Here is a 16994-nt window from a genome sequence, read left to right as displayed (position 1 = left end):
CCAACACAATACACTCCAAAATTTAGTTCAACAATTAAGTTCATGTTTCGAAAATGTTTCAACACGTACGACACATTCCAATGAGTTAAATAATGAAATGTTACAAAAGGAACAAAGCTTAATTCAGTCTATTGCAGAAATTATTGACTGCTCTAATGAAGGTAAAGAATCCGTTCACCGCTTACTTATTGTAATTAATAAATTAGGTGAACAATCCCAACGCACGTCTAATAGTATGAATCATCTAAGCGAACGCTCAAAGGAAATCGAGCAAATTGTAGAAGTCATTCAAAACATTGCAGCACAAACAAATTTACTTGCTTTAAATGCGAGTATTGAAGCCGCACGTGCTGGAGAACACGGTAAAGGATTCGCTGTCGTTGCCAATGAAGTAAGAAAACTAGCAGAAAGTACAGCAGAAAGTACAAAAAACATAGGCAACTTAACGAAAAAAATTCAAGAAGAAATTGAAAAAGCATACGATAACACAAAAGATAATTTACATTTAGTCGATGAAGGTGTAGAAATGAGCGCCGATACAAATGCTAGAATTGAAAATATTTTAGTTATGATTCAAACGTTACAAAATGGTGCTACAAATGTTATTAAGGCTATTGAAAACCAAAAATCTTGTAATGATGACATATTACGAGAATTCGCTAACACACAACAAATGTTCCAAAAATTAAATACTACTATTATGAATCATATTCATGATGCTGAAAAAGTCGATGTTCAATTGTCTAAAAGTCTTCAAGGAACAGTAAATTCTTAATTAAAAATAAAAATCCCTTATACTGCTATGAGGGATTTTTATTTTATTTCGAATATTTATTTCTTTTCAATATTCATCCATATCTTTGTTATAATGGAAAAGTTGTTTCTTTCAACTAATAAACAAGGAGGTTATTATGGAACAATTTTACTACGTTTTAAAATATTTAATTCTCGGTCTGTTCCAAGGACTAACAGAACCAATTCCGATTTCTTCAAGTGGTCATCTCGTTTTAGCACAACATTTGCTAGGACTAAAAATAGAAGGGTTTAGCTTCGAACTACTTGTTAATTCAGCTTCATTATTAGCTGTATTACTTATTTATAGAAATGATTTAATTCGTCTAACGAAGAATGGTCTCTCTTATATATTTACAAGAGCAGAAGACGCAAAATCAGATTTCTTCTTTATTATTTATCTTGTTATTGCAACCATTCCAGCAGGTGTTATTGGTGTTTTATTTAAAGATTACATCGATCAGTACTTAAAAGGTGTGAAGATGGTTGGGATTTCCCTTCTTATTACTGCTGTCGGCCTTTGGATTATTAGAAATTTACGCGGTCGTAAAAATGATGGCGACCTTTCTATGAAAGATGCAATCATCGTCGGATTAGCACAAGCTTGCGCACTGATTCCCGGAATAAGCCGATCTGGTGCCACAATCGTAGCAGCAATGTTACTTGGTATGAAGCAAGAAACAGCTCTTCGCTTTTCATTCTTACTATACATTCCTGTTAGCTTAGGTGGCTTATTGTTAAGCATTACTGACATTGCAAATGATCCAAATCTAGACACATTATTCGTGCCATATGTTGTTGCATTCATCGCAACATTTATCATGACGTATATTTCACTAAAATGGTTTATGAACATTATGGCAAAAGGAAATTTAAAATATTTCTCTTTCTATTGTATTATCGTAGGTATACTTACTCTTATTTTCTTATAAAATGAAACTTACAAATTGAAAGCGAGTCATTCTATTACACTAGATGACTCGCTTTTTTATACCTTTATTAAGTGAAAATCTATCATTTACTTTGAATTTTCTGAATAGTATAATATTTTTTAAGTTCACTATTATAGTAAAGCTATCTTTCCTACTATTATCGTAAAAGAGGTGTTTATATGTTTATTGTTACTAAACTCATTCATATTAAGTACGGATATGAATGTGAGCTTCTTTATGGGCTTAAACAATATTATCCTTCTCCCGGAACGAACGGTTGTATTAACATAGAGTTTTCACATGTTCATCGTACAAATGATAAGACAGAATATATGATTCGTATGTTATGGAAAACACAACAAGATTACCATACATGGCTTTCTCAAAGAGAAAGAAATGTAACTTTGAAGCGCAAAATACAAGGCTATATCCTTTCTTCCAAATCAAATGCTAGCTATGTACATTAACCCTTCTCTTTTTATTCCTTACGAGGGGCAAAATGATAAAGTGAAACTTTAATCAGCTCTCATCAATCGGGCTGTTCACAAATAACGAGATAAGGCCCCTCTTACTTTTCATACTGTAAGAGGGCTTCTCTTATGCATACACTTTCTTCTCTTGACAATACAAACGAATAACATGTTTATTTTGTTGAAATACATCATGCGTCAGACGAATAATAATAAAGTTTCTTTTTGTTTGATCATCATGAACAAAAATCTGTTCTCCCTCCTGAAAACGCCATGCACTTTCAAAAGTCGTAATATGATCCCCACTTACAGAAAAAAGTTCATATCGCATCTCTTGTACCCTCTCTCAACTTATATAATCATAATATCCTTATATTAAATTTATTATAACTTAATTCCTATAAAATTAGTAATTATTTCTATTTCGAAAGATTTTAACTTTGTATTTAAATATTTTTAGCGCTATAATGATAAACGAATTTTTATTGAAAGGAGTTTTACTTTGACTGCATATTTATTTCCAGTGAAAACAGCGTTTATTTTATTTCCCTTTTTAGCAATGTTTCTTTTAATCCCTTTTTTAATATTTAATTATCGAAAATACGGTTATTTAAATAAATGGCGCTCATTTATTTTATACTCATTATTACTTTACTTATTAAATGCCTATTTTCTTGTTATTTTGCCGTTACCACAAACGTTTGATACTTGTAGCCTACAACCGGCTAATACACAACACATGCAACTCTCACCATTTTATTTCATACAAGAGATTAGTAGTCATACATCGGCAGTTTTAACGAAACCAGCTACTTATTTCTACTTATTAAAAGAGTCTGCGTTTTTACAAGTTGCATTTAATGTTCTATTAACTGTTCCATTCGGTATTTACTTACGTTATTATTTCCGACGTAGTTTCTTACAAACAATTTGCATTTCCTTTTTCCTTTCACTATTTTTCGAGCTAACACAAGTGACTGGATTATACGGTATATACAATTGTGCATACCGATTATTTGATATCGATGATTTGTTTTTAAATACATTAGGTGGCGTAATTGGTTTTATCATTGCACCAATATTTACGTACTTCCTTCCGAAGACAAATGAGTTAGATAGTCATATTGATTTGGAAACGAAACCAGTCGGATTCATTCGTCGCCTTATCGCGATGCAAATTGATTGGATTTTCTTATCTATCGTTGTACCTGTCGTTAAAAACAAAGGAAATTCTTTCTTCGTTTCTAATATGCAATCTTACACCAATATGTATGAACTCATTTTCATTACGTGTTCAATCCTTATTTACTTTATTATTATTCCATACTTTACGAATGGAAAAACAATTGGGAAAGCATTGCTTCGCATTCACCTGAAAGGAAAATCAGATCGTATTACATTAAAAGAACTATTTATTCGCTACGGTATATTTTATTTTGCGTTAGGCGGAATCAATTACATTCTTTCTAGTAGCTCTATGTTAAATCATACAGAGCCTTTAGTATTACTCGTTACATTGTTATTCCTATTTATCATTAACGGCCTATTTATTATTCATGTTTTACTGCATGTATTTAGCCGTGATAAACTACTTTTTTATGAACATATTAGTCATACAAGAAATGCAATTACACTAAAAAAAGCTGACAAATAATTATTTGTCAGCTTTTTTATATACATAATGTGAAACTTTAATCAGTGGGGGTCTTACTCCCCGGCAAATAGCGGGATAAATAACTTTTCTGCATAAGGATTAAAAAACATTCCAAGTTCATCTAGAGACTTCCTCGCCTGTAAAAACGAATGAAACTCTGGATATATATCTTGTAATTGCTCATACGATAATGTATGCATTTTCCCCCAATGCGGACGCCCTTCATACTTCAGAAAAATTTTTTCCACTTCGCCAAAGTAAGCAGCATATTTCATACCTTTATACATATGAACAGCGATATACGCTGAATCTCTTCCATAGGCTGGACTAAGCCATATATCATCACCTTTCACATAGCGGCATTCGATCGGGAAGTGCACCTTATACTTTTTCTTTTCAATAATATTTGAGATTTCTTCTACCACAGTCCTCATATACTTTGAAGGAATGCTATACTCCATTTCATAAAATGGTACCGTACGTGATGTAGCAAATACTTCATAGCTCGGGCCAATTATTTTTGTGTTTGGTACAGCCTTAGCTGATAATCGACTCACTCCTTTACTTATAGAAGGAAACCATTTACACCCTTTAGATAGTAAAGAGAACATCCTATTTTCAAGTAACTCCACCTTTAGTTTATGCCATTTCAAATCACTGCCTTGATTCGTTGTTTCGTTCGTAAGTTTTACTTGTACTTCATCAGAATAAGGAAAAACGAAAAATTCAAAGTGACGATGCTTCTTATACTCTTCTAGTTTGTTCATTACAGTAGATAATGACTGTTTTTCACTTTCATAAACGAGTGAATACGCTGGAATAACCTTCAATTTTATCTTTACAATGATACCTAACATTCCAAGTGACAACTGAAACGCTCTCCAATATTCTACGTTCTCAGCTTCCGAACAAACTATACTCTCACCATTAGATAAAACGGCCGTAATCTCTATAACTTGTGTTGATAAACTCCCAAAGGTAATACCCGTTCCATGAGTCCCCGTACTAATCGCTCCTGCAATAGATTGTGAATCAATATCCCCTAAATTTTCTTGCGCATAACCTTTTTCCTCAAGTAACTTCCCTAAATCATATAACTTTGTTCCTGCCCACACTTCAGCGACCATCTTCTCTTCATCAATATTCACAATGCCCTTCAATTCATCTAAAGAAACTAAAACTTCTTCGGTTTGCGCAAGGGGTGTAAACGAGTGTCCTGAACCAACAACACGAATTTTCCGCCCCTTTTTTCGTGCAAGCCCCACTACTTCTACTACATCTTGTATACTTTCTGGATACATCGTATAATGCGGCGTTCCTTCTACATTCCCTGTCCAATTCCTCCACTTTTGTCCCTTTATAGAAAGCATTGGCCATCCCCCCGATATGTTGAATACTCCCCAACAATCTCTCCTTTTTTAACACGATACAAAAAAGGAAAGCGCTCACATAATTCACCAGCCTTACTATGACGAAACAAAATGGACTCTCCTATATCCACTCGTTCCTCGCCGTTATAAAAAATTGGCGTTTGTACCTCGCCAGCACCTTCTAAAGCTAATAGTTTTGCACCCTTCGGTCTCCAAACTTCAGGCTCTTTATCTTTTCCAACTGCTCCTGAAGCAATATATCCACCACCTAGGCAAGTGTAAATAAACGGGACTGGTTTACGCACAACTGGTAAGGCAAATCCGACCGCTGGATGAAATTTCACCTCTTTATAATAATCAAACAGCTTCGGAGAATAAAAAGCAGAACCTATTGTAATCTCTGAAACTGAATTATCTTTCTCAGTTGTTTTTATGCTTCCTGTTCCGCCTCCATTTACAAACCTTAGCTCAATACCAAGTTTTTGTATTGCTTTTACAATATATTCTCTTCTTTCTTTCACTTCTAGCACTGATTTCTGCTTTAAATACGAAATCACTTTACTTTTCAGCCATTGATTCGGTATATGGTCTCCCACCCCAGCAATTTGAGCTTCATAACCCATCACACCATCTAACATTAAATATGATGACCTTCTCACCTTTTCTACTACTTTCAACGCATCCTGCACATTTTTTACTGGGGATCTTTGTACACCAAAATGAAATTGAAAGAAACGACTACTCATATCAATATCCAAACAAACACGAAAACATCCTTTAGATTTCTCAGTAATTTTTTCTAAATACACAATATGCTCTTCACAATCCACCATACAAGTTATAATGAAACCTTTCTTTGTTAGCAAACTAATTTCACACAAAGCTCTTTCATCATAAGCAGGATATCCGAGCAATAAATCATTAAATCCTTGTTCTATTAAAAATAAAACCTCTCTAGGTGAAAAGCACATAATACCTTGAAATCGATCATTTGCAGCTAAAATCTTTTGCATAATCGGAACAGAACGTAACGATTTACTCGCTATACGAATCTTCTTATTTCCACTTAACTCTATAATCGATTGAATATTTCTATCTAAAGCCACTTCATCCAAAAATGCACACGGTAATGGAACTTCTTTAAAAATTCCTCGATCCACATTTTTCTCTCCTCTTTTCAATATGTCTTATACATATTGGAAAGAAAGTATGATTTTCCTGTTTGCAAATAAAAAAAGTTTCTTCTTTACGAAGAAACTTTTTGAAACTACTTCATAGAAATAGTCGCCTCTACTGGATAATGATCAGAGTAATCATTATACGTATATTTTTGGAACCACGATGTAACAGTCCATTGTGGAGATTTCGGCTGTAACACCTTATTCTCTATATACGATGGGTTCGCATGGTCTTTGCTTGCAATAATATAATCTAAATATTCGGCAGGACTATCAGGGAAATTATATTTTGCAATACTGTTTGTCGTTGCATCCCAAGTCGCTGTATGTCCAGTATAAGATGGTACAGAAGCGTTCAATGTTTTAAACATAGATGCATACTCTGAATCATTATTGTTCTCTGCATTTATCTTATTTACGTTCATATCACCACCAATTAACACATACTCATTATTTGGTATATTTTTATTTTTAATAAAATCTTGAATTTCTTTTAATTGGTTCGTACGTACAGATGCTGGTGAAGTTTTTCCGCACATACTATCTTCAGCCTGCAAATGCGTCCCAATCACGTGAACGAAACGATCATTTTTCTTAATTTTCGTGTATACAAATCCTTTATTCGATAAATTATCTGGCCCGCATCCTTTTGCAAATACATATTGAATCTTTTCAGCGATTGGCCATTTGCTCACAATCGCAACGCCACCATCTTCAGGAGTTGAAGATGAATAGTTCCCTAACGTTTTATCCCATTCGCTTCCACTACTACGACCTAATACTGCTGTTTGATTTGGATATTCTTTCTTCAAATTGCCTAATAAACGATCTGAGGCACTATTATCAAACACTTCATTTAATATAACAACATCTTGATTCTTTATATAATCTGCCGCCCCGATTAAATCAGCACGCTCAGTTTGTCCCCAGTTTGGATATAAGTTTGTTGATAGCATATATACATTATGCGTCATCACTTTTAATGTATCATTTTGATTTGTAGATGCTTCTGCTTGAGCTGAAGTTCCGCTATATAAAGCTCCTAAACCAACCCCTAAGCTAAGTACACCTTTTAGCAATTTACCTTTCACGTTTCATACCTCCATGTATTGTATAGTCATAAAAAGGCCAAATACTCTATTCTGAGATTTGACCTTTTTCAAATACTTAACGATTTCCGTACGTATCAAACCAAAGCTGAATGTATCCAGCAGTAACACGTTGTGCATCCATTAAACGCTTACCTGTCATTGGTGTAACTTCAGCGCGCCATTTATCTGCATATTCTTGTGATACAGCTGCTCTTACGAACCAATCTTTCGTATTATCATTTACAATGCCAGCGTAATCTTGTTTCGCAACTACTGCCGCTCCATGAATCCAATCTTCTGGATTCGTACCTTTCCAGTTCCAATACCCATTTCCATCCGTTACTTTATAATTATCTTTTATCGTATCTACAAAGTTTTCATATTTAGAATGGAATCCTTGTGGATACGAAAGGTTCGTAAAGTTTGCCGCATGCATCGGTTGGTTTACATCCCCTAAATAATGAAGAGATAATCCTAAATAGAAGAATGCTTGTTTCATATCTTTATTTTTGTAAGACTCACCAGCTAATTTAAAATATTTAGCTCCAGTTTCCTTTGCCTGCTTTGCATACGGAATATAAGTTTTCCCATTGTCAGGGTCATAGAAATGTGAAGCAAATGTGCTATTATCATAATAAGGATTTTCATAGTCAGCAGCATAAATACCGTTCTCTAACTCAGTACGCCATTCATTTAATAGTGCAACTCGATCTTGTTTTACAAGTGTTGTATTACGAGACATAATATCAATTGCACGGTTTACAATCCATAAATGAGAATTCACGCCTTCTTTATGTTTATCTTCAGCAGACCAGCGCGGAATAACTCCAAATCTCTGTCCCCCATCATTTTCATGAGCAAATGCAACACTTTGTAATGGAGCAACTAATGTAATAGCTGCCGCTAAAGCAAGTACTTTCTTTTTCATATAAAATCCTCCATTTTATAATTGAATTATTGTAAACATTTTGTTAGGATCCTATGATGTCGTCCGGTTAACCTATGACTAGAATATCCCACCTTTCACGAAATTTCTATCACTAAATTAAAATATGCAAATGTTCATATCATTATAACTTTATACACAGTGAATATAATGAATGAATACACTTTCATTTTAATAAACTATTATTAAGGCTTGTCTAAACTAATGTAAAAAAAGAGTAAAGCATACACATGCTTTACTCTTTTTTTCTATTCGATAATATACTTGGCAATTGTACATTAACTGCCAACTTATGTATAAATCCAAACACTAATCCGATCCCTATAAATATGTATAATATCGTAAATATCTTTCCGAAGTCAGTTTTGGGACTAAATTGTCCATCACCGACAGTAGTCAGCGTCATAACGCTAAAATATAAAGCATCCAGAGGACGTAACCCCTCCACTGTACTATAAAAGATTGTACCAGATATTAATGTCAAAATTGTTAATACGAATAACACTTGAAATTCTTTATCTTTCCATGCTCGCAAACAAGCTTTTAGCATCCGTTTCAATGTCAACATAAATGAAAGCATTAGACTTCCCCTTCCAAACAAAATACCTTTAGTTACAGGAAAGTCTATCACCTTTCTGTACAGAAAAAAAGTAGCCCTCTTCTATTTCTAGAAAAGGGCTACTCTTTTCGATTCTATCTTATTTAGGTGAAACAAGAATTTTCACTTGTGTTTTATCTTTTACAAGTGCTCCAAATCCTTCTTCAACAACTTGATCCACTGTAATTTTTTTCGTAATTAATTTCTCTGCTTGAATTTGACCAGAGCTAATCAATTTAATAACAGCTGGGAAGATGTGACGGTATCCTAAAATACCAATAACTTCTTTTTCTTTTAATACTAAGTTATTTGGAGTAATTGTTGCGTCTTTTTCCCATACACTAACAATTACAGTTTGTCCTTCGAAGCTTGTACTTTCAATCGCTTGGCGTAGTACAACTTCAACACCTGTTACTTCAAAGCTAACATTTACACCTAAACCATTTGTTAAGTTACGAATTTCAGCTAACACATCTTGAGTTGCTGGATTTAATACATAATCCGCACCTGCTAATTTCGCTAACTCTTGACGTTCTTTAGAAAGTTCAACTGCAATAACAGGAGTTGCTCCTGCTGCTTTAGCTGCTTGGATAACAAGAAGTCCAATTGGACCGCAACCAAATACCGCTACAGCTTCCCCTTCTTTTAATTTACTTTGACGTACTGCATGAACTGCTACTGCTGCTGGTTCTACAAGCGCACCTTGTTCATACGTCATTTCATCTGGAATGTGATGAACCATATCTTCTGGTACTACTGTATATTCAGAGAAACCGCCGCCTTCTCCGCCAAGACCGTGGAAAACAAGTTGTTCACAAACATTGTAATGTCCATGTTTACAAGCTTCACATTTACCACAAGAATAAATTGGCTCTACAACAACGCGGTCTCCCACTTTATGAGATGTAACTCCTTCACCAATCTCTATTACCTCACCACTAAACTCATGACCTAAAATAACAGGTGCTTTCACATGTGTTAATGGATGTTCTTCTGTTGGAATAAAAATAGGCCCTGCTAAATATTCATGCAAGTCTGTCCCACAAATACCACACCATTTAACTTTGATTTTCACTGTTCCTGGTTTTACTGTTGGTTCTGGTACTTCTTCTACTCGTACATCACGTTGATTATGCCAAAGTAGTGCTTTCATTTTATACATCCCTCTCTATGTATATACTTAACCTGGTGAAGTTTACAATTCTATTATAATACTTCTATCCATATATTTCAAAAAAACAATCACGTTCCCACTAATTTTTTACAAATAACGTTCAATATTTTGTCACTTTGTACTTTTTTCCACATCTGTTAATTCAATTTCATTGCAGGTGAAATTAGCATTGTGCCATAATAGCATAGGAGAGGTGAATATCGCTTGAAATATTTTATTTACTTTATCGTTATCGTGGCATTTTTAGATACATTTTCACAATTACCTATTATGAGTACTTTCGCTCAAAGCCTTGGAGGAACTCCTCTTATTATCGGGCTAGTTGTCGGTATGTACTCATTCGCTAATATGATCGGTAATATTATTGCTGGAGCCGCTGTCGATAAATTTGGTGCAAAAAAAATCCTTTATATAAGCATGGGAATTACGAGTTTCATAGTCTTGTTATACACCGTTGTTCAAAGTGGTGAACAACTATTAGTTGTGCGCTTTATGCATGGATTTAGTGATGGCTTTTTAATTCCTGCTGCCTTTACATTTTTATCAAAACAAACAAATGCAAAAAGACAAGGAAAAGCAATGGCTCTATCTGGTGCTGCTGTTGGAACAGCCGCAATCGTAGGACCTGCTTTCAGCGGTATTATGAAAGCAACAGCTGGCGTAGAGTGGGTCTTCATTACTATTTCTATTTTAATGGCTCTTGGTACGATCGTATCTCTATTCTTCTTACCAAATAACGTATCAAGAAAAGATACATCAAGAACGCAAATGATGAACAAAGAAGATATGGTTGAACTTTTAAAATCAGAACCGTTATTACAAGCATATATTGGTGCTTTCACATTAATGTTTTCACAAGGGATTGTCACTTATATGTTACCAGTAAAAGTTGAGGCATTAGCGCTTAAAGCATCTACAACAGGCATGATGTTAAGTGTATTCGGTATTACTGCTATCCTCTTCTTCTTGCTTCCAACAAATCGTATTTACGATCGATTTAATCGTTCGAAACTAATGCTAATCGGAATTGCAGTTATGGCATTCGCATTATCTTTACTCGGATTATTTGCTACAAAAGGTATGCTCTTTATCGTAATGATGATTTATGGAATTGGATTCGCAATCCTCTTTCCGTCTATTAACGCTTTACTCGTTGAAAATACTACAGACGATAATCGCGGAAAGGCATTCGGATTATTTTATGCCTTCTTCTCATTAGGAGTTGTTGCTGGCTCCTTTACAGTCGGCGCAATCGGAGCATCACCTAGCATCAGCTTCATTATCGGGACAGCATTTTTATTAACATTTGCTGGGATGATTTATGTAAGAAGCAAAGTAAAAAAGACAATGATGGGATAATCCATCGTTGTCTTTTTTAAAATGCATATTGATATAATCCGTAATATAATGGAAGCGTTGGAATAATGCCAATTAATTTAAATATAAAAGGTAATGGCTCATCTCGCTCTTCATATAAACGAAAAACAAAAACTGCAGTTAAAGTCCAAATGACGCTAAACAAGAAGATACATTTCCAAACAATTGAGGTTAATATTTGTATATCAAATACAAAACCAAAGAGCCCTATCCACGTAATAATAGATACTACAAAGTCAAACTTTTGAATTGGTGTTTGAAACATACCCCTTACTAACGAAATAATAGCTAACATTGCTACAATAACTAAATATATTTTCCAAAGCATAATGATAATCTCCTATTCAATTCAACTTTTAACTTTCAGCAAACCATATTTAATAAACAATATAGCATTATATTTTTCATAGAAATAATACAATGGATAACAAAATAAAAAGAAAATAAGTACAGTTGGTACATTGTCTACAATAGAAAAATATTTTACTAGTAATTCCTTAATACTCTCTCCAATAATAATAAACAATGGAATTATACAAATCATCGCTAATATTAAACATGGCGTTACCCTTATTTCTTTCAACTTCACCTTACAATGTGGACACCTTAATGAAAAAGGATGCGGGAGATCAATAATATGCTGTACAGTAATATCCCCTTCACACTGTGGACATCCAATTACTTCTTTCATTTATCGCTTACTCCTTTCTATCTATAAAAAGAGCCCTATCGAATAGAACTCTTTTTGCCCAATATATTACTTTTGTGTATAACCAAATAACAATGTAAATAAATTGAGCCGTAAAGGCAATAATACATCTCTTCTTTTAAACAGAAAGTTTATAAATACTGACGATACTTCGACAATTTCCTCGGAAATATTTCCTTTCCTCACATAATTTGATACACTACACATGAATAAACACTTGTATTACATAAACTAAAATAATAACTTACTGTACAAATTAAAAAGCACACTCTTCATATGAAGAATGTGCTTTTATGTTATTAACGTTTAATCCAAACAGCGCCTGCCGATTTATCTTCTGCCTGTCCAACAACTTGGAATTTAAGTCCAAGGTTTGGAACTTTTCTTCCTGCATCTGCAATTTGCTTGTTACTATATACTTTTGAATCATCAAAAGTTGTAACACCTTGTAATCCAGAATAGTTAAACTGACCACGTGTTAATGAATTTACACTCCATGCTGGTGTTTTATCAAATGAAAATGCAGCATCTGCAATTTGCATGCCCGTATTACCGTATGCTGGTTTTCCGTTTAAATTACCAACTAGCGCTTCTGGATGAGAATCTACAACACCAAGGAATCCTTCACCTGGATGCACCCCAACCCAGTTATCTTTGAAACTATCATCTGCATACCAAACGACAAGACCTGTATTATACACTGGACCTTTTCCTGCTTTTAAACCATTATCTGATCCCGCATAGTTTCTCCACTCTAAGTAGTAATAATGAGCTTTCTTCTCTGTCCCATCAGAAACAACAAAACCATTTAAATTCATTTTAGACTGTCCTTCTGCATCATCAGAAAATACAACTTGTCCATCAACAGTTACATTTACATTGTCCATCGCAAAACCTTTATATGTTACAGCTGGATCTGTAATATAGTCTAATTGTAGTTTCACTTTTTTGCCTTTAAATTGACTTAAATCATATGATTTATCAATCCATTTCCCATCTGTTGTATCTTTATCTCCTTGGACTACTTTTTCTCCAAGTCTATCAATTAATGTTTTCGTTCCATCTTCTGTTACTGCATGTACTTCGACGAAATCGCACTCTGCTTCTAACTCATAATTTGCTTTATAATCGAATTTTGCATTTGTTCCTTTTGTTAAATCAAAGAATGGTGTCTCTAACGTTGTATGCATATCATCGCCTCTTGTACTATAATATGCATGCTTTCCAAACTCCGGTTTAATCGTTTCAACACTTTTACCTGGTAAGTTAACACGTACAACGCCTGGACGATTTGATTTCGTAACACTTTGATCAATATAGGTAGGAACTCCCACACCACTCTTAATTTTATCGTAATCTACTTCTAATATTTTTGCCCAGTTGCCACCCATATTCTTTTGTAAGAAGTCTTTATTTTGTGGTGAAAAACTTGTCGGCTCCGTTCCTGCGATTTTTCCTGTCCAACTACCTCCACTCATTAATGACCAAGCTTCGACAGGTGAACCATTTCCAGTATATTTCGTGTCATATTCATCTGGTAATCCAAGATCATGTCCAAATTCATGCGCAAACACACCTACAGCTCCATCTTCTGGTTCAATTGTGTAATCATGTGCTGCTACTTTTCCACCAAAGTAATCTACTTTTGATTTTGTACCTTCAATCGCTACTGGATCTACTGCTAATTTTGAACGATGTGACCAGATTGCATCATCACCTAATTTACCACCACCTGCTTCTTGACCAACACCAGCATGGATTACCATTAAATGATCAATTACACCGTCAGGTTCATTTTGATTCCCATCCCCGTTTGTATCATATCTATCAAACTGATCAAACTGAGATAAATCTAGTCCTTTCTCAGCAGCTGCATGCAAAGCTTCTTTCACTAAATCACGTGCACCTTTCGGACCTTTATTATCGTGACCACTGCTACCATCAGCTCCATAATCAGATGCTTTTCCTGGAACTGTTAGCCACTCCGTTACATATCCGTCTGTCGTATAACTACCACCAGACTGCTCTTCATAGTATTGTTTAAACGTTTTTACTTTTGAACCATCAAATAATGTATAAGGCTCCTTACCGAACAACATCTTTTGATAATGTTCTCTACTAAAGTCTTTCGAATACATATAACCTGGTGTTTGATCAATATTATTATGTTTATAATCACTAAATTCAACGAGTAGCACTAATACTTTATCCGATCGAACAGATCCTTTATATGGAGCTTGCTTTGCTTTTGAAGTTGGAACTTGCCCATTTAATTGCTTTTTATTTGGTTCTGGCTTTTGCTCAAGATTAATATTTTTTTCAGTCTTTTTTACATTTTCCTTTTCTTCCATCTTTTTCTCTTTTACTTTTTTTGTGAAATCAGACGTTTCTTGTGAGTGAGCATCTGGAAGAATTTCTTTGTTCGCCTGATCTCCTTGTTTCTTTTCAATATATTGCTCGACAGCCTTTTTCGTCTCTTCTTTAGAAGATGCTGGATTAATTGTTCCTCTTTCTTTCAAAGCTTCCGCTAAACGATCTTCTTGAATTAAATTGTAATCAATTGGCGTTGTAGACACATTCTCTTTCTCTTTTGCTGGCATTTCTGCATATGCTAACGGCGCACTCATTACAGATGTGCATCCGATAATTGCTGCAATTGCTAATGATGACAACACTTTAAATGGGGCTTTTCTTCTCATTCCATTTCTCTCCTTTTATAAAACTTAAAATTCAGATAAATCGGTGCGTTTTTGTCGAAATCTCTGTTTACTACCCTCCCTATATAAAAAGACATAATTCTATAAACATTAAACTTTCTGTTATAGAATCATGCCCTCCAGTTTTCTGGTCAGACCCTCTATCTGTTTATCCCTTGGTTCAACTAATAATCAGCGTGCTGATGAACAAAGCCCCCACTGATTAAAGTTTCACTTTATATCGAAATATGAAAAATAAAGAGTTATGTGATATATATTAAATATCTTATATAAAAAATTTAAAAGACAATATGCAAAATTGCATGAAAATTCTTTTAAATAAAAAAGAATCCTAGTCAATTAAACTAGGATTCTTGATTTTCTATTATTTCTCTTGTGTTTTTTCCCAATCAGCTAAGAATTTCTCAATTCCTTGATCTGTTAATGGGTGCTTCACTAATGAAGCAATTACGTTTGCTGGGATTGTTGCAATATGTGCACCGTTTAATGCTGCATCAGTTACGTGAACGCTGTGACGTACAGATGCTGCAATAATTTCTGTTTCGATGCCATGAATTGCAAAGATTTCTGCGATTTGACGAATTAAATCCATACCGTTATGACCGATATCATCTAAACGACCTAAGAATGGTGAAACATATGTTGCACCAGCGCGAGCTGCAAGTAATGCTTGAACTGCTGAGAATACTAATGTAACGTTTGTACGAATTCCTAAATCTGAGAATGCTTTTACTGCTTTTAAACCTTCTGTTGTCATTGGAACTTTTACAACAACGTTTGGAGCAATCTTCGCTAATTCTTTTCCTTCTTCAATCATTTTATCAGCTTCTAAGCTAATTACTTCTGCACTTACAGGTCCTTCTATAAAGCTGCAAATTTCACGAATACGCTCATGGAAATCTACGCCTTCTTTTGCTACAAGTGATGGGTTTGTCGTTACTCCAGCTACTACGCCTAATGCATTTGCCTCTTTAATTTCGTTAATGTTTGCTGTATCAATAAAAAATTTCATTTGTTATTCTTCCTTCCTAATTTTCATTTTATATTTATTTATTTTTCTTAATAAGCTCTAATTCAATCGGAATAGATTTGTCCACTTTTTTACCTTGTGTTATCTCTTTTGCTGTTTGCATCGCCTTCTCTCCGATTAATTCCGGTTTTTGAGCGACTGTTGCAGCCATACGCCCATCGTTAACCGCTTTCACAGCATCTTCTGTTGCATCAAATCCAACAACTACTACATCTGTTTTTCCAGCAGACTTCAATGCTTCAAGTGCACCTAATGCCATCTCGTCGTTATGCGCAAACACGGCTTTAATATCACCATTTGCTTGCAAAATGTTTTCCATAACAGATAATCCTTTCGCTCTATCAAAATCAGCCGCTTGTTTGGCAACTACTTTTAAAGACTTATCAGCTACGTTATGGAATCCTTTCCCACGTTCACGAGCAGCAGACGATCCAGGGATTCCTTCTAACTCAGCAACGTTTGCTCCTTCGCCAACTAATTCACGAATGTAATCACTAGCCATTTGACCACCTTCGATATTATTAGATGCAATGTGAGAAACAACCTTACCTGAATTCGCAACGCGGTCTACTGTAATAACAGGAACATTTGCTGCATTTGCCGCACTTACCGCTGAAGCAACAGCATCTGAATCGGTCGGATTAATAACAACTACATCGACACCCTTTTGAATTAAATCTTCAACATCGTTCGTTTGCTTCGCTGCATCATTTTGCGCATCAACAGCAATCAATTCGATGCCGCTATCTTTCGCTTTCTTTTCTGCACCCTTTTTCAAAGTTACAAAGAAGGGATTATTTAAAGTTGAAACAGAGAATCCAACTTTAATAGTTTTATTTCGACCTTTATCGCTAGAATCCTTTGCCCATTCTGGTGGTTCCATTGAACAACCAGCAGTAATGACCATAATACATGCAACGAGTATAAGTAACCATTTCTTCATGAACTGTCCCTCC

At 34.7% G+C, this 16994-nt stretch carries 16 protein-coding genes and 1 pseudogene; 5 read left to right on the top strand and 12 right to left on the bottom strand.

Annotated features, from left to right (window positions below; all coding sequences use genetic code 11):
* Positions 1–244: 244 nt before the first annotated feature.
* From QCI81_RS27220 to QCI81_RS17810, 3 genes and pseudogenes are all read left to right on the top strand, one after another.
* A pseudogene (locus tag QCI81_RS27220) lies at positions 245–775 on the top strand (methyl-accepting chemotaxis protein); the annotation flags it as partial.
* 136 nt (positions 776–911) lie between these two features.
* Positions 912–1724, top strand: a complete 813-nt coding sequence (locus tag QCI81_RS17815) for an undecaprenyl-diphosphate phosphatase (RefSeq protein ID WP_064532065.1) — start codon at positions 912–914, stop codon at positions 1722–1724.
* Between the two features lie 179 nt (positions 1725–1903).
* Positions 1904–2191 (top strand): hypothetical protein, encoded by a 288-nt coding sequence (locus QCI81_RS17810; protein WP_000471243.1) that lies wholly within the window; start codon positions 1904–1906, stop codon positions 2189–2191.
* Positions 2192–2321: 130 nt separating this feature from the next.
* On the opposite strand, the gene QCI81_RS17805 is transcribed toward QCI81_RS17810, so the two are convergent.
* Positions 2322–2525, bottom strand: a complete 204-nt coding sequence (locus QCI81_RS17805; RefSeq protein WP_001268332.1) for a hypothetical protein — start codon at positions 2523–2525, stop codon at positions 2322–2324.
* Between the two features lie 171 nt (positions 2526–2696).
* On the opposite strand from QCI81_RS17805, the gene QCI81_RS17800 reads away from it, so the two are divergent.
* Positions 2697–3848, top strand: a complete 1152-nt coding sequence (locus QCI81_RS17800; RefSeq protein WP_000128017.1) for a VanZ family protein — start codon at positions 2697–2699, stop codon at positions 3846–3848.
* A gap of 53 nt (positions 3849–3901) precedes the next feature.
* Here the strand turns inward: QCI81_RS17800 and QCI81_RS17795 are convergent, their stop codons facing one another.
* The 6 genes from QCI81_RS17795 to bdhA all read right to left on the bottom strand — a co-directional run bounded on the left by QCI81_RS17795 (position 3902) and on the right by bdhA (position 10184).
* Positions 3902–5218 (bottom strand): D-arabinono-1,4-lactone oxidase, encoded by a 1317-nt coding sequence (locus QCI81_RS17795; protein WP_071732214.1) that lies wholly within the window; start codon positions 5216–5218, stop codon positions 3902–3904.
* Positions 5206–6378: an amino acid deaminase/aldolase gene (locus QCI81_RS17790; protein ID WP_071732215.1), complete on the bottom strand. Its 1173-nt coding sequence runs from the start codon at positions 6376–6378 to the stop codon at positions 5206–5208. The genes QCI81_RS17795 and QCI81_RS17790 overlap by 13 nt, the downstream gene beginning before the upstream one ends.
* A 107-nt stretch (positions 6379–6485) precedes the next feature.
* A complete protein-coding gene (sph, locus tag QCI81_RS17785; protein ID WP_000676799.1) occupies positions 6486–7487 on the bottom strand; it encodes a sphingomyelinase C in 1002 nt (333 codons plus the stop codon).
* Between the two features lie 76 nt (positions 7488–7563).
* Entirely contained in the window at positions 7564–8415 is an 852-nt protein-coding gene (gene cerA, locus QCI81_RS17780; RefSeq protein ID WP_000730997.1) for a phospholipase CerA, read from the bottom strand.
* A 253-nt stretch (positions 8416–8668) separates the two neighbouring features.
* A complete protein-coding gene (locus tag QCI81_RS17775) occupies positions 8669–9013 on the bottom strand; it encodes a potassium channel family protein (protein WP_000948241.1) in 345 nt (114 codons plus the stop codon).
* 118 nt (positions 9014–9131) lie between these two features.
* On the bottom strand, positions 9132–10184 hold the full coding sequence (gene bdhA, locus QCI81_RS17770; RefSeq protein WP_071732216.1) for a (R,R)-butanediol dehydrogenase: 1053 nt from the start codon (positions 10182–10184) through the stop codon (positions 9132–9134).
* A 225-nt stretch (positions 10185–10409) separates the two neighbouring features.
* Here bdhA and QCI81_RS17765 point away from each other — a divergent pair, with 225 nt between their 5' ends.
* The gene (locus QCI81_RS17765) at positions 10410–11564 is read left to right on the top strand and encodes an MFS transporter (protein WP_000873271.1); all 1155 of its coding nucleotides are present in this window, start codon (positions 10410–10412) and stop codon (positions 11562–11564) included.
* A gap of 16 nt (positions 11565–11580) precedes the next feature.
* Here QCI81_RS17765 and QCI81_RS17760 read toward each other — a convergent pair whose 3' ends face one another.
* From QCI81_RS17760 to rbsB, 5 genes are all read right to left on the bottom strand, one after another.
* Entirely contained in the window at positions 11581–11910 is a 330-nt protein-coding gene (locus QCI81_RS17760) for a hypothetical protein (protein ID WP_000964465.1), read from the bottom strand.
* A gap of 21 nt (positions 11911–11931) precedes the next feature.
* Entirely contained in the window at positions 11932–12273 is a 342-nt protein-coding gene (locus tag QCI81_RS17755; RefSeq protein ID WP_000665760.1) for a hypothetical protein, read from the bottom strand.
* A 317-nt stretch (positions 12274–12590) separates the two neighbouring features.
* A complete protein-coding gene (gene inhA2 / locus QCI81_RS17750; protein WP_071732217.1) occupies positions 12591–14990 on the bottom strand; it encodes a M6 family metalloprotease immune inhibitor InhA2 in 2400 nt (799 codons plus the stop codon).
* Between the two features lie 382 nt (positions 14991–15372).
* Entirely contained in the window at positions 15373–16020 is a 648-nt protein-coding gene (fsa, locus tag QCI81_RS17745) for a fructose-6-phosphate aldolase (RefSeq protein WP_000667666.1), read from the bottom strand.
* A gap of 34 nt (positions 16021–16054) precedes the next feature.
* Entirely contained in the window at positions 16055–16981 is a 927-nt protein-coding gene (rbsB, locus tag QCI81_RS17740; RefSeq protein WP_000758975.1) for a ribose ABC transporter substrate-binding protein RbsB, read from the bottom strand.
* Between the last annotated feature and the right edge of the window lie 13 nt (positions 16982–16994).

It is taken from the genome of Bacillus cereus group sp. MG20 (assembly GCF_040459885.1).
In the GTDB taxonomy this organism is placed as follows: domain Bacteria; phylum Bacillota; class Bacilli; order Bacillales; family Bacillaceae_G; genus Bacillus_A; species Bacillus_A cereus.
Note: the sequence above shows the minus strand (reverse complement) of the source record. Positions and strands in the feature narration are given on the sequence as shown.

Bases quoted from the DNA above. Each gene is read 5' to 3' on its own strand.
- QCI81_RS17815 (WP_064532065.1), top strand. From the start codon at position 912: ATGGAACAATTTTACTACGTTTTAAAATATTTAATTCTCGGTCTGTTC.
- QCI81_RS17810 (WP_000471243.1), top strand. From the start codon at position 1,904: ATGTTTATTGTTACTAAACTCATTCATATTAAGTACGGATATGAATGT.
- QCI81_RS17805 (WP_001268332.1), bottom strand. From the start codon at position 2,525: ATGCGATATGAACTTTTTTCTGTAAGTGGGGATCATATTACGACTTTT.
- QCI81_RS17795 (WP_071732214.1), bottom strand. From the start codon at position 5,218: ATGCTTTCTATAAAGGGACAAAAGTGGAGGAATTGGACAGGGAATGTA.
- bdhA (WP_071732216.1), bottom strand. From the start codon at position 10,184: ATGAAAGCACTACTTTGGCATAATCAACGTGATGTACGAGTAGAAGAA.
- rbsB (WP_000758975.1), bottom strand. From the start codon at position 16,981: ATGAAGAAATGGTTACTTATACTCGTTGCATGTATTATGGTCATTACT.
- inhA2 (WP_071732217.1), bottom strand. From the start codon at position 14,990: ATGAGAAGAAAAGCCCCATTTAAAGTGTTGTCATCATTAGCAATTGCA.
- cerA (WP_000730997.1), bottom strand. From the start codon at position 8,415: ATGAAAAAGAAAGTACTTGCTTTAGCGGCAGCTATTACATTAGTTGCT.
- fsa (WP_000667666.1), bottom strand. From the start codon at position 16,020: ATGAAATTTTTTATTGATACAGCAAACATTAACGAAATTAAAGAGGCA.
- QCI81_RS17755 (WP_000665760.1), bottom strand. From the start codon at position 12,273: ATGAAAGAAGTAATTGGATGTCCACAGTGTGAAGGGGATATTACTGTA.
- QCI81_RS17775 (WP_000948241.1), bottom strand. From the start codon at position 9,013: ATGCTTTCATTTATGTTGACATTGAAACGGATGCTAAAAGCTTGTTTG.
- QCI81_RS17760 (WP_000964465.1), bottom strand. From the start codon at position 11,910: ATGCTTTGGAAAATATATTTAGTTATTGTAGCAATGTTAGCTATTATT.